General features: G+C 38.3%; 9 protein-coding genes. All 9 read right to left on the reverse strand.

Going from position 1 to position 14,467, the window contains the following annotated elements:
- Positions 1-29 precede the first annotated feature (29 nt).
- The 9 genes from ACFS3A_RS25040 to ACFS3A_RS25080 all read right to left on the reverse strand — a co-directional run bounded on the left by ACFS3A_RS25040 (position 30) and on the right by ACFS3A_RS25080 (position 14,370).
- Positions 30-935 (reverse strand): helix-turn-helix domain-containing protein, encoded by a 906-nt coding sequence (locus tag ACFS3A_RS25040; protein ID WP_379828287.1) that lies wholly within the window; start codon positions 933-935, stop codon positions 30-32.
- A gap of 1,885 nt (positions 936-2,820) precedes the next feature.
- The gene (locus ACFS3A_RS25045; RefSeq protein ID WP_379828288.1) at positions 2,821-3,555 is read right to left on the reverse strand and encodes an SDR family oxidoreductase; all 735 of its coding nucleotides are present in this window, start codon (positions 3,553-3,555) and stop codon (positions 2,821-2,823) included.
- A 78-nt stretch (positions 3,556-3,633) separates the two neighbouring features.
- Positions 3,634-4,200: a Crp/Fnr family transcriptional regulator gene (locus ACFS3A_RS25050; protein ID WP_379828289.1), complete on the reverse strand. Its 567-nt coding sequence runs from the start codon at positions 4,198-4,200 to the stop codon at positions 3,634-3,636.
- An 831-nt stretch (positions 4,201-5,031) separates the two neighbouring features.
- Complete coding sequence (locus ACFS3A_RS25055) at positions 5,032-6,237, reverse strand: sialidase family protein (protein ID WP_379828290.1); 1,206 nt, start codon at positions 6,235-6,237, stop codon at positions 5,032-5,034.
- Between the two features lie 36 nt (positions 6,238-6,273).
- The gene (locus tag ACFS3A_RS25060; protein ID WP_379828291.1) at positions 6,274-7,770 is read right to left on the reverse strand and encodes a TlpA family protein disulfide reductase; all 1,497 of its coding nucleotides are present in this window, start codon (positions 7,768-7,770) and stop codon (positions 6,274-6,276) included.
- A gap of 77 nt (positions 7,771-7,847) precedes the next feature.
- A complete protein-coding gene (locus ACFS3A_RS25065) occupies positions 7,848-9,083 on the reverse strand; it encodes a TlpA family protein disulfide reductase (RefSeq protein WP_379828292.1) in 1,236 nt (411 codons plus the stop codon).
- A 50-nt stretch (positions 9,084-9,133) separates the two neighbouring features.
- The gene (locus ACFS3A_RS25070) at positions 9,134-11,080 is read right to left on the reverse strand and encodes a protein-disulfide reductase DsbD family protein (RefSeq protein WP_379828293.1); all 1,947 of its coding nucleotides are present in this window, start codon (positions 11,078-11,080) and stop codon (positions 9,134-9,136) included.
- A gap of 12 nt (positions 11,081-11,092) precedes the next feature.
- Positions 11,093-11,539 carry a protein-disulfide reductase DsbD domain-containing protein gene (locus tag ACFS3A_RS25075; RefSeq protein ID WP_379828294.1) on the reverse strand — a complete coding sequence of 149 codons (447 nt, stop codon included), beginning with the start codon at positions 11,537-11,539 and terminating at the stop codon, positions 11,093-11,095.
- Positions 11,540-11,553: 14 nt separating this feature from the next.
- Complete coding sequence (locus tag ACFS3A_RS25080; protein WP_379828295.1) at positions 11,554-14,370, reverse strand: M16 family metallopeptidase; 2,817 nt, start codon at positions 14,368-14,370, stop codon at positions 11,554-11,556.
- Between the last annotated feature and the right edge of the window lie 97 nt (positions 14,371-14,467).

Below are 14,467 nucleotides of genomic sequence, written 5' to 3' on the forward strand. Positions count from 1 at the left end.
GCAACGAAACAATAAAATACAAAAAACAATCAATTTCCGTTTCTAAAATCGCTGGCGGTTACAGACATATTTTCCTTAAAAAACAAAGAAAAATGGTTCGGTTCTTCAAAACCCAGACAATGTGAAATCTGTGTAATAGTCCAGGTTGTTGTTTTAAGAAGCACTTTTGCCTCTGTCAGGATTCTTTTTTTTATCAGCTGTGAAGTAGTATGGCCCGTTGCAGTTTTCAACGCTTTATTTAAGTGATTGACATGCACATTTAAACTTTTGGAAAAATCGGAAGGTAATTTCAACAGCGCTGTATCGTTTACATCTTTTATGGAAAACTGGCGGTCTAAAAGATCATTGAAAAGCAAAGCCAGCCGTTCAGCAGCATTAGAAGAAATTACTTTTATACCTTTTTCAGGCACCATTTTCTGGGCTTCATGTACCACCTGCATAAATAAGGTACGCAGGTAATCGTATTTATGGTTGTAGTTGCTGCGCAGTTCAATTTCCATTTTTCTAAAGATTACGCTGAATTTTTCAAAACTTTCTTGATCTAATAAAATGACTGCATTAGCAGCACTTTGGAAAACCTGGCAATCTTTAATGGGAGGAGGGGCGATGAAAAAATCTTCTGTAAAGACACAGATAAAACCGTACTGTTCTCTGTTTAAAATTTCCCATTTGTAAGGTACGCTGGGGTTTGTAAAAACAAGCCCATATTTTTTTACTGTAATGCTCTGGTCCGCATAATGCACAACGCAGTCCCCCTGAATAAGACTAGCTTTAAAAAAACTGCGGCGGGAGTAAGAGGTATGAGCTGGTTTTCCATCAGAGACAAAATCCTCAACTTTTAGGATGTCAAAATGACCAATGTCTGCTTTTTTTTCTGCACTGTGGGAATCAGGCAGCAGATCGTATAATTTATTTAAGCTTAAAAAATCCGGCATCCCGTAAAATTACAATAAAAAAATGTTTTTGGGTGAATCGTTACTAAAATAGCTATTTATGAAAAATTCGAGAAAGTGTAGAGGAGAGACGATATTTTTGATGGAAAATGGTTAAAATGTTAGAAAGGAAATCGTCGTTCAAAAAGACAATTGAATTTTAATTTTTTAGCGGATGAAATATATAATTGTTATCTATTTGATTTTTAAGGTGTTTTTATTAGGATTAAAGTTTATTTTTTTACTTTTGAACCAGCTGCAACCTATGTAAGTTCATTATTGACTCTATTTATTAAGCCACAAAACAACTTTTTTTTTGTTTTTTTTGTAGTTTTTTATTTACGTAAAATTTGTACCTTATTTGTACCTCGCTACCGCTAACCCCTTATGAAATAAGGAAAGTTAATTTCTGCATCGGAAAATAGAGGGCGCAAATAAACGCAAAGTAAAAATAACAAAAGGGTCTAAAATATTGGTAATTAACATTTTGGATCTTTTTTTATTGAATTGTTTTTTTGGAATATTTAGGTGTTGTTTTGCTAAAATTTGTACCCCAGTTGTACCTCGAATTTTGAGGTACAAACTTTGTGACAAAAAAGGATGAATTATGAAACACTTGGGTATTTTTAAAGGTTTTTATATAATGTTAATTTCTGGAACTGTTTGTAGTTCTTCATTTGAACTATTCCTGAGATCATCCATAATACCATTGAGCCGTTGATTATTGGTTGCGGGAAGCTGAATCGAAAAATTTTAAGATTTTCTTTCGACCAAGCCAATTTTAGAAATAAACATATTTTAATCTTACTATTTAATAATTTTGACTTTATCACTGTATCGAATTGGTATTTCAGGACTTTCTGCCGGATGACCAAGAGCTACATTGATAGTAACTTCATATCCTTCAGGAATGTTCAATAGTTTAAGAATGTTTTCATTTTCATGAAGGTTCAGCACAGGTACCAGAGAACCAATAGAGCATTTCTTTTTGAATGCCGCAGAAAAATGTCTCCGTTTTTATATCCAACAACATTTGCTACTTAGCGTATATTCATATTTTGATCTAATATAAGAAGTCTGGCTTGTTCCATTTTAGTGTCGTTCCAAAAAACAAAAACCATTGTCCCAAATATTTCTTTAAACCCTTTTTTAAAAGTAAATTCATAAGTGCCAGCTTTGTGTGCAAGGTCAATGTCAATTGTAATACAGTTTCGAACCTAGGCTTCTAAGGTCTTTATTTTAATGGATTTCTGTTTTGTAAAAGGGTTATTTGTCACGATGTTGCAACAAAACTTACACTTGACAAAAGTCGGTAAAATCAGCCTTAACTTGTTGTGGCAAAAAAGGGAACAATTCCACAAAAAATATTCGCATGCCAACAGTAATAAATATAGACAAAAGCAACTTTAACACCAGTGCAATACGAGGTTACAACAAGAGATCCTTTTAAATATAAAGATTGCTTAGTGCAATTATCTCAATGATATTATTTAGCAGGATTATCGTTTTATAAAATGGAGGATCTAAAGGATTTGGGGTTTAAAAGTTTGAATCTGCCAGAAGAACCCTAGGAGGAATTGAAGATGTGCAAATTTTGAGAAAGAATCACATACTTCAGCTGGGAAGAAGTATGTTCAAATTATTTTGTAAAATGGCTGCATCATTTTCGGGCTACTGATTTCTTTAAGGATTTAGATTGCAGATGTAACAGAACCTAGTAAATTGATTTATAGTAACAACTATAGATATTGCCACAAGCTGTAAGGAAGATGAAGTATCAGCGTATCTTCCTTACTTTGCGGGTTCATTAGTACCAGATGACAATATAAAAAGACAGAGTACGGTGCCTCCGGAAATTATGCTGGGTCGAACTGAGGAGTCATTTAAACTACCATGGAATTTCCCCAGTTTGGGTTTTTAGTTCTTCACTAATAAATTTACCAGTTACTCCATTTTGATCTAGTAAAGCATATTTTACTATACGTGCTCCAGCATCTTGGATGTCTCCTCCTGTGAATCCAGTTTGGTCAGTCTTTGTATAACCTGGACAAACGGCATTAACTTTGAATGCTGTGTTGCTAAGTTCATAAGCCAAATGAATAGTATACATGTTTAAAGCAGATTTTGACGAAGAATAAGCTGCGAACGATTTATGCTGATAAGAGTGATAAGTTGAATCGTTATGAAATGTAAGTGATCCCATACTTGAGCTTACATTAACGATACGAGGCTCATCGGATTTTTTTAATAAATCGATAAATGCTGTGGTGACCCTTACCGCTCCAAATAAATTGGTTTCATAATTTTTTTTAAAATTGTCAGCAGTCGCTTCAGTGGTATTTTGCGGAATACCGTTAATTCCTGCGTTATTAATTAAAACGTCCAGAATTTCAGTTTTTTTTCCGAGTTCAGTTCGTGCGTTTTTTACTGAATTCTCATCTGTCACGTCAATTTGAATACACTCAACATTTGTAAAACCTTCTGTCTGCAGCTTTTCAATAGCTTGTAAACCATTCGAGAAGTTTCGGCTTCCTATGTAAACATAAAATCCCTGTTGTAGAAGCTGCTTTGCGGATTCAAAACCGATGCCTTTGTTTGCTCCTGTAATAAATGCTTTTTTCATTTTCATTTTCTTTTAAAAATTATAGAGCAAAGTTTGCTTTATAAAAATTAAAAGCATTTACCATTTGGTAAAAAACGATTAACGGATATTTTTTCGTATTCTGCTTAAAGACTGTTGAGTAACTCCCAGATAAGAAGCGATATGATTTAATGCAACACGATTTGTAAGTCTTGGAAAGTTTTCAATAAAATTCAGGTATCGTGTTGTAGCATCCTGTGAAATAGCAGGAGTCTTTCTGAGTATTTGATACATACATTTTTGTACCATTTTATTTTTAATTTGTTCCCAATCTAGTATAGTATGCGAAAGTTCATCCCAGTCATGTTTTGAAAATATAATGAGTTTACAATCTGTACTGGCTTGTAAATATTCAGCTGAGGCAACATTAGCTTCAAAACTTACATAATCAACAACCAAGTTATTTTCAGGAATAAAACAGCGTGTAATTTCTTCACCTTTATTGTTATAATAGCATCCTCGAATTACACCCTCTACAATGAATCCGATTTGAAGAGGAATTTTACCCGCTTCTGAATAATACTTATCTTTTCGAAGTTCCATTTCAGTTGCTTTGCTGATAATTAAGTCGATTTGCTGTTTGTTTAGATTACCAAACTGCAGGATATATTCTATCAATTCTTTCATTGTTGCAAAGTTAACAATTGACTTGTTCCGTTATTTACCAATTGGTAAAAAGTGTGATTAAATTATTTTTTAGAAAGAGTCTTTGCAATATGAAGATACATTTAGGATTGTATTTTCGGCTATTTGATAAAATTTATTTATCTAACGATCCTATTTCAGTTTTTCAATTGGAACAACGAAAATGGAAAATTTAAGCTCACAAGCCATTCTATCATCTTTCGAAACTCCATTAGAATAACTATTGTCTTAATAGAAAAGGATGGTATTATTGTGGGCAAATGGATAGGTAATAGTGCAAAAAACATAACAGTGATCGAAAGCATAATTACTAAAATTTTTGGCTACTCAATTATATTTGCCTACAAATACCTTAAAGAATAAATGATTTTTTTTTTAACATCTCTATGTAAAATCTTTATACTTGTTTTTGTCTTGATGAAATAATATCTTTTTAATGCACAATTAATGCTTTAAGATAATCAGCAAAAATTTAGTATTAACATAACCCATTTTTTTATGAGAGAAAGAGTAAAAAGGAACGGTTTAACCGTAAATGCTATTGCAAGTGCGTATGGCGTATTTTAAGGAATGGATATTGAAACCATTCTGAAACTGGGTTTTAGAAGATTTGCAATTAAAAGAAAAAATCATAGTGATGGGGCAGAGACGTGGTAAAATCCGTTACACAAATAAAATTTAGCAAAAATATTATTGGTTTAAAATCATATTATTTGCGGTCTTCTTTTTTTGTGGAATAATAGATATCAGTTCTAAAAAGAAAGCTGTTCCTTAGAGGGAACAGCTTTATCTGAAATAAAATGACAGAAAGGTTTAATTGATTTTCCAGTTTGTCAGCTTTAGGGTATGATCGTCCGGATAGTCTATCCAGAATGCGTTTAATTCATAATTAGTGATTAGTAATTTTTGGAATGCGCCTAAATATTCATTAAATGCGGGGAGGGGGGCAGATTCCTTTACATATCCGTGTTTGATAAGATTGTTTTTTTCATCAAACTGTTTGTACGAAACTGAAAAGCGATCGTCTGCGAAGTCAGAATAGATACAGTGAAGATTGCCTTTCGTATCAAAAACCCCGGAAAATAAGTTCCCGAATTTTATTATCTGCTGAGGACTGTTCCAACTGCTGCCACTGTCTCTGCTTACAGCCATCCATATCTCGCTTCTTTGATGGGGATTCTGCCAGCTTAGTACTAATCTGCTTCCGTCGGAATATAACTCTGACATTGCAGCTCCCTGTTCCCTTGTAATCTTTGCAACCGAAACTGGGGTTTCAAAAACGGCTTTGTCGGTATCCATTTTTTTCTTTACAAAATAGATTTCTTTATTAAATCCGTAAGATCCCACAGATACTGCTACCTGCTTGTTATCCAAAACAGTTATGGAAGGACCCAAATAGCTTCCTGTGCCGTTGGTAAAAACATCCATCGGTTCTGACCATGTCAGTCCGTCATCTTTTGAGTACAGGTATTTCACTGAATTTTTATCCCTTTTTGGATAGGATATGTAAACCAGATGAATTTCCTTTCCATTGCAGACAATGGCGGGTTTGTCCAGTAAATGGTCTGTACTCTTTATGGGTACTGATTTAAGAACAAACTTTTTCAGTTTGAAATTAAACTCGTAAAGGGAAATATTGCCGGAATAAAAGTCCGTGCCAATATGCATACAGACCAAATAAACAGCTCCTTTCCTGCTGCTGGTAACAAAAGGATTTCCGTTGCCAAAAGTATCCGGCATATCAATTATGCCTTTTTCGTTCCAGGTTCTGCCATTATCCACAGATGATTTATACGCTATACGCATATCGGCAGCGTCTTCCGAATTGTCTTTTCTTTCGGGTCTTTTTTCCATCCATGCCGCTACAATGTTATTATTGAAGGGGGCACAGGCCGTCACCTCAAAAGATCTGACGTCATTTAAAATTTTAGGTGCTCCGATCTGAGCCGAGACAGAGATGTTGAGGAGTGTAAAAATAAAACTTAAGTTTCTTAAGAGCCTAAATGATTTTTGTTTCATTTGTTTTTAGATTGTTGTATAATTTTATTTGGCCTCTTATCCTTTTCTTGCAAATTCAATCATGTAAGAAAGCTCTTCAACGGCTTTGTCTGCATCGGCAGAAAATCCTGATGTATTAAAGCGGATGTTTCCTTTAGGATCAATAATAAATTTTGAAGGAATACCATCTACTTTGAATGCCGATGCTGCTGCGCTATCTTTAGTTTTGGGATCCCTGAGGTCCATCAGAACTTTGAAAGTGTAATTATTGTCTGTAACATATTTTTGAGCACTCTTTGCCGGTTCCGGACTGTTTTTTTCCCATGTATGAAGAAACAAGAACTGTACATTCTCATCATTCTTATATTTATTGACTGCTTTCTGCATTGCCGGAAAAGAGGCCTTGCAGGGACCGCACCATGTGGCCCAGAAATCGACCACCACAACTTTATCTTTAAAGTCGCTCAGTTTAACGGTTCTGCCTTCAGTGTCTTTCAGCTCAAAGCCCGGAGCCGGTAGATTTACAGCTGATTTTTCAACTTCTTCTTTGAAGGCTTGTTTCTGCGCGGCAAGAATCTTCGCTTCATAAGAAATGTAGTCTGCGTCTGCACCGTTCACTTCGGTATAAGCCAGTTTTAGGTTTGCCAGGTTTTTACTGCTGATATCTCCGTTTTTTACTGCTGTTTCAATTAGTGGAAGCGCCTCTTTATAACGTTTGGTCTTGATCAGCGTTTTTACATATGCCCCTTCTATACTCTCCTTTTTGTAATTTTCTGCCGCTGTAATTTTTAACTGGGTGTCGTACATTTCTTTGGCCATCTGATAAGCTTTCTCCGGTTCCTGTCCGTTGGCCAGAGCTGTCATATAGTTAAGCTGCATTGAGAAATAATTGTTTTTGGCCCGCACAAGTTGGTTTTCATTTGCTGTACCGCCTGTAGTTATTTCGTCAAGCGCTTTTTTTGACAATGCGACTCCTTTTTGAAGATATGCGGCTGCGGCGGAAGGATTGGACTCTACCATGTCAGTGGCCATTGTAGCATAAATGCTTTCTTTTGATATGGCATTGCCGCGGCCGTCCCTAGCATCGGCTGACATGATATCAGCATAAAACTTCATTTTGTTTTCATCGCCTTTTGCGGCAAATTCTTTTCCTAAGCTGTAAGTAAGAAAGCCGGTGTTTAAGCTGGGATACTTTTTATGTAGTTCAACAAATTTCTGGTCTTTTTGGTTAAGATCGGAAATCTGATCCACTTGTTTTAAAAGTTCCTGCTGTGCTAAGCTTCCTTCGGGGAATTTTTTTAGGATCTTTTTTCTGGTGTCTTCAGCCTTATCGGTTAATTCTTTTGCGTTGTAATAGCTCAATGCTGTAATGGCATCCTGCTCAGTATTACTTTGAAGCAGCAACTTCAATTTTTTATCGATTACTTTTTGATCTGTTTCTGCAGTGAGTTCAGCTAATTTTTCATTTCTGTCTGCTTTTGATTTTTTTTTGTCCTGAGCTTGGGCAGCCAGCAGCATGAAAGCTGCCAGAGCGGTTAAGATAATCCTTTTCATATTTATTTTTTGTTTTTATGGTTGTTAGAAATTTTTAGTGTTTTATTTTATCGTGTTCTATTTTGAGATAGGAGCATTTATTTTTGATTTGCTTTTTCAACCATCAGCTTAATCTCCTCAACAGCTTCATCCTCGCTTACATAACCACCATTTGAAAATTTTATGATCCCTTCGCGGTTAATTACAAATTTGGCGGGAATCCCCCTTACATTGAATTTTTCCGCGGCAGGCGATTTTCCGGTTACGGGATCCTTAAGATCCATATAGATGTCGAAGTTGTAACCCTTTGCCTTGAGCAGATCCTGTGACTGTTTTTTGACATCAGCGCCTTTTTTTTCCATAGTATGGATGAACATGAAAACAACGGAGGTGTCATTCTTGTAATAATTAACGGCTTTCTGCATTCCGGGGAATGAGGCGACACACGGCTGGCACCATGTAGCCCAGAAATCAAGAATTACCGTTTTACCGCGAAAGCTCGAAAGGGCTACCTTGTTTCCATTCATGTCAAGAACCTCGAAGTCAGGCGCCGGTTGATTTACAGCCATTTTTGCAACCACCGATTCTAATCGGTTTTTCTCCTGTTCAGAAGCCTGCTCATCCAGTGCATTAAAGGCGTTGGAGTTTCCGTCTGTTTTTACGAACCAGGATTTAACGTCTTGTCTGAAAGCGTCTGATCGCCTACCTTTCATCAGGTAAATTTCCGATATCAGATTTCGGTCTGCCTTTTTTGAGTTTCCTCTAATAAGCGCACGCAGGTAATCTTCTTTATAATTTTCCCCGTAATTGTTGAGGGTCATTGAGGCGGCTAAAAAATCGGATGCCTCTAAATAATGCGTTTCGCAGAAAAGCAGTCCGCCATATATCATGGCTGTCATCATCTGATTTTTTTCAGGAAGCCTGGTGCCGTTGCTATCTTTTTTAATAACAGATACCTTACTGTCAAGAATGGCATGAGCCTGCTGGTATTTTTTCTGTGTGGTGAGGGATTCCGCTATGCCGTCCTCAGTACTACTTTTAAGTTCCGTATCCTTAATTTTTGCAGTGTACACTAAAGCCTTTTTCAAATCGCCCTCTTCAGCAAATGCTATAGCAACTATCTGCAGGCTCGCGTCGATGAGAAAGCTTGTCTGAGGTTGGTCGGCTCCCGCATTTATGGTTAGTATTTTTAAGATATAGGTTTCTTTATCAACTGCTTTCGAAGCTGATTTTAGGGAGTTGTACCACATGGATAAGTCTTCGGAGCTGTTCTGTCCGAAAAGATAAGGTCCGGTCAGTTGCAATAAAACAAATAAGAGAAGCCGTTTTTTCATTTCTATTGTTATTTAAGCCGTCTGCCCTGCAGCAGACGTATGAGGTTAGTTTAGTTTTTAAAATTCCTGATGCCGGACTGAAGCCACAGTAAATATTCATCTGAATCCGGTGTGTAGGCAATTGGTTTGATAAGGTTGCGTTCCTGATGGTCGATAATGGCATAGAAAGGCTGCGAATTTGCTTTATATTTGATAGTCTGCATTTCACTCCATTTCTGGCCGATGTATTTGAGCTGTTTGCCGGGGTTTAGCTGAGATTCAACTATTTTATTGGTGTCTAAAGGTCTTTTATCATCAACGTACAATGAAATCAGGACAATTTTGTTCTTAAGCATTTCAAGAACTTCAGGTTTCGGCCATACGTTTTGCTCCATTTTGCGACAATTCACACATGCCCAGCCTGTGAAATCAATCATAACAGGTTTTCCGACGCTTTTTGCGTAAGCCATCCCTTTATCATAATCGTCAAATGCCAGTATATTATGAGGCGCAATCAGATGCGCGCCGTCGGGCAGTTCTGTGGCAGCTTCCGTGGACAGGGCCTGTTGTCCGCCTCCGACACCGTATGGTGATTCGCTGTAATTCTGAGGGGGAGGGAAGGCGCTGATCAGGTTCAGAGGTGCGCCGAACAAGCCCGGAACCATGTATAACGTAAAGGCCAGTACAACCATTCCTAGGCTTAGTCTTCCAATCGAAATATGATTTATCGGACTGTCATGCAGCAGGGTGATTTTTCCAAAAAGATAGAGTGACAGGGTTCCAAATACAGCAATCCAAATCGCCAAAAATACTTCACGCTCGATGAGATGCATCTGAGCGACTAAATCGGCCTGGGATAAAAATTTAAAGGCAAGGGCAAGTTCCAGAAATCCCAAAACCACTTTCACGGTGTTGAGCCAGCCCCCTGATTTGGGAAGTGAATTCAGCCAGCCGGGAAAAGCTGCAAAAAGAGCAAAAGGGAGGGCGATAGCCAGCGAAAAGCCAAACATTCCAAGTACAGGGGCAATGCCTCCTTTGGAGGCAGCCTGAACCAGAAGCGTTCCGACAATAGGGCCTGTGCAGGAGAACGATACAATAGCCAGTGCAAGAGCCATAAAAAATAGGCCGATCAGCCCGCCCCTGTCAGCCTGAGTATCCACTTTATTTGCCCAGGAGTTCGGAAGCACTATTTCAAAAGCACCTAAAAAAGATATAGCGAAGACCACTAAAAGCAGAAAAAACATAAGGTTAAACCATACATTGGTAGCCAGCGCATTGAGGGCGCCGGCCCCAAAAACGGCCGTTACAATAGTTCCAAGCAAAACATAAATAACAATAATTGAGACACCGTAAAGTACAGCATTTCGTATTCCAAGGGCCTTGTTTTTGCTTTGTTTGGTAAAAAAACTGACAGTCATCGGTATCATAGGAAATACGCAGGGAGTCAGAAGTGCCGCAAAACCCGAAAGGAAGGCCAGAATAAAGATTGACCAAAGGCCTTTGGAATCCTTTGGAGCGGTTTTCATGTTTGCTTTTACTAGTTCCTTTGATGAATGCGAGGCAGTTGCACTGGTCATATCAAATAAAAGATCCGTTTCCTGTGTACTGTTATTTTTATTTTTGTCCTCGATGGTGTATTCTACAAAAGCGTTTATTTTTTTAGATGGCGCGGTGAGTTTGATTTTCTGCTTAAAAACGGCCTTGCCGCTGAAGACAAAATAGGTAGCGTGGGTGACTGCATTTGTGCGTTCAGTAGCTTCCAATTCTTGCGTATTTCCAATAATTGTAAAATCCCCGTTACTGTCGTCAAAAGTAAAGGCAGTAGGTACAGCCGCGTTTTCTGTGGCATTCTGTGAAAACAGCTGCCATCCCGGATCAATATTGGCCTCCGCAATAAGATAAAACTCCTGTTCGGAGAGTTTTTCTACTGCGGTAGTCCATATTACAGGTTTTGCATTCTGGGCCGTAAGTATCGTAATGGCAGCAAAATAAAACACTGCCGTAAACCATTTTTTCATTTAATGCCCAGGTTAGTTAATGTTAAAAATAAGCTCCTGTTCGGTTGATGGCAGACAGCGCGTATCGTCACAGGCCATAAATTCCACGGTCGTTTTAATTTTGAAGGGGGCTTTTGTCTTTAGTTTTACTCTCTGTCTGAAATTTGCTTTGTTTTCGAAGAATTTGATCTGCATCTCAAAAATAGGGTCATTAACTATGCGCCCTTTATCTTCCTGTGTAATGCCTTTTTTGAGGTAATTCTTATTGGATTCGAAAGTAAATTTGGTTGGTTCGGGACCATTAGGCGCTACATTCTGGGAATAAAGATGCCATCCCTTCTGAATGGACGCTGTTGCGGTTAATTCATATTCCGTATCGGAGATTTTGGTCGTAGTTACTGTCCATTTTACAGGGGTTACAATTTGTGCTCCTGCATTTGCTGCAAAGAACAATAGTATAAAAGCTATTATATTTTTCATTACGTTAGAGATATTTATAAGGTTTGGGGTTTGGCGATGTACTCATAAGATTTTCCTGAGACAAGAATCTGCTGTACGAGCGTTTGGATCTCGGCAACTGTAAGTGCACTCACGATGTCTTCAAAATTTTTCGGATCCGTATCATTTTCATTGTACCTGAAATAGTCCGTCAAAACCATTGCCTCATAGCTGTTTTTACCTTTCAGCTGTTCACGTTCTTTGATGAAGTTTGTTTTTACCTTGCTTAAGTCTTCTGAATTGATATTTCCCTGAGCCATTTTTTGCAGCTCCTGATGAAGGATTGAAACTAATTTATCCGCCATTTCAGGATTGCAGTCAAAACTGAACCCGATATAGGAAAGTGGTTTTGGCTCACGCATGAAACGGGCAAATGCCGATGGACTGTAGGCGCCTCCTTCCGATTCGCGGATGGTTTCTGTGACACGCAGCTGCAGTAGATCACCCAACGCTGCAGTAAGTATATTGTTTTTTGCACTGTATGGCATTTGTTTTTTGTACGCAATATTCACATATCCTTTCGGAGACTGCATGGGAATTAACACTGTTTTTTTTGTTTTTTCCGATTTCCATTCCACAATATTTTCAGCTTTAAAATTTTCCTTTTTATTGGTTGTAGGAATGCTTGCAATATATTTTTCCAGCAGGGGCTTTAAGGCTTCAGTTTCAATGTCACCGGTAATAAAAAACTGGAAATCAGCGGCATTGGCAAAACGGCTCGCATAAATTTGTTTGGCCTTTTCAAAAGACATATCAGCCGTATAGGCCTCATTGAAGAGTCTTTTTCTCGGGTTGCCAGCACCGTATAAAGCCATTGTCAGGCTGTCGCTTATTTTATTGTTAACATCATTTTTCTTAGCCTGCAGGCTGTTCTGAAGTTTGTTTTGCAGTACCTGAAATGACTGCTGGTCAAATCTTGGTGCAGTAAAGCAGAGATACACCAGCTGGAGCATGGTTTCCAGATCTTTGGTGCTTGAGGACCCTGAAACCGACTCGGTATAATCCGAAATATTGGTTCTCACGGTAGCATTTTTTCCCGAGAGGATGCGTTTTAGATCAATGGCAGTAAACTGCCCGATGCCTGAAAGCTGAGCGAGGTTGTCAACGATATCTGCTGAAGGGAGATCTTTGGCCTCGATAAGGGTTTTACCTCCATAGCTGACGGCATTTAGAGTTACATTATCTTTTTGTTTATTGACAAATTTATAATGTACTTTAATACCGTTATTCAAAACAAAGGTAGTGGCTCCGATTTGTTTTGTTTCTTCAGTTTTGTTTATTTTGCCGGCTTTTATTGTAATACCGTCAACCAGTGATTTTACAGCTGCATTTTCAGTATACGGTGTCATTTTCTGATCATTCTCAACTGAAGTAAGAATCGATAGGGTCTGCTGCTCTGTCAGGTTGTTCTGTCCAGAGACTCCCGTGACGAAGATGTATCGGTTTTTTTGACTGTAAAGCCCTTTAAGGGCCTGGTGCAGTTCTTCAGGTTTTAAATTTTCAAAAATGCCCTTAGCGATTTTGTATTCTTCCTCAATAGGTGAAATGGTTTCATTATCAAGATAATTGGCCTTAATCTCTTGGGAAATGCTTTCGTGGCTTTTATCGTTTTTCTTTGCGATCTGATTTTGATAGGAGCTTGTGAAACGGGCAACAGTCCTTTCAATTTCCGAAGTTACAAAACCAAAGTTTCTTGCCCTGATCCATTCTGTCATTACCTCTTTGAATGCATCTTGCTGTCTTTCTGGTTTTGGAGTAATGTCAATGTCCAATTGATTTTCAGTACGGCACAGATCACCATAACGGACTGAAGCAGAAAGAAAAGAGGCATCCGGCATCTGTGCCCTGTCTGCAAGACGAGAGGAAACCATGGCAACGGCCATGGTTTGGAGGAGTGATTTTTTAAAAGCTCCTATTGAAGATCTGTCTGAAGGTTTATCGTGTCTTATTCCAAAAGAAATAGAGGCAGAAGTGATTTCCAGATCAACAGCTGTTTTAAAGAGTAGTTTGTCATTTTCGGGTATGTGCACAACGGTACGCTGCAATGGATTTTCCACAGCAGGAATTGAAGAGAATTTCTGTTTGATTTTTTCTTCAATTTCATCAACATTTATATCACCTATTACGGCGATTGCCTGCAGATCTGTGCGGTACCAGTCGTGGTAGAAATCGCGAAGTGCTTTGTATTTAAACCCTTCCACGACAGACATCAGGCCGATAGGCATGCGGTCCACATATTTTGAATTGTTATAAGTTAGGGGCAGGGAAGCCTCAAACATCCTCATACTTCCGTTCTGACGCGTACGCCATTCTTCTTTTATGACGCCCCGCTCCGAATCAATCTCCTGATCAGTCAACAACAGGTAGTGTGACCAGTCATGCAGTACTGTCAAGCAGTTGTCGATCATGCCGTTTTTATTTGGGATATTGCTCAGATTGTAGACTGTTTCATCAAAAGAAGTGTAGGCATTGATGTCTTTACCGAATACAGCGCCATTTTTTTCCAGGGTGCCCAGCAGTGCTTTTCCCGGAAAATTTTGAGTGCCGTTGAATGCCATATGTTCCAGAAAATGAGCAAGTCCCCTCTGGTCCTCATTTTCAAGGATGGAACCGACATTTTGTATGATATAATAACTGGCAGCATCTTTGACAACCTGTGTTTTTTTTATGTAATAAACCATGCCGTTAGCCAGTTTTCCTTTACGGAAAGAAGGGTCTGAAGGCATGAGCTGCTGGTCGGAGGACTGCTGCGAATATCCTGCGATTGGATACAGTCCTGTGGCGCACCATAAAGTAATGAGCATTTTTTTCATAATAGTTACTGGTTTTTGTTAGCTGCACTTATCAATTTATACCAAAGAATTTAAAAGGGCTGAAAAAACAGCCCTTTCTGTGCAGAAAAGTGATTTA

The sequence above is a fragment of the Flavobacterium notoginsengisoli genome, assembly GCF_042686225.1.
In the GTDB taxonomy this organism is placed as follows: domain Bacteria; phylum Bacteroidota; class Bacteroidia; order Flavobacteriales; family Flavobacteriaceae; genus Flavobacterium; species Flavobacterium notoginsengisoli.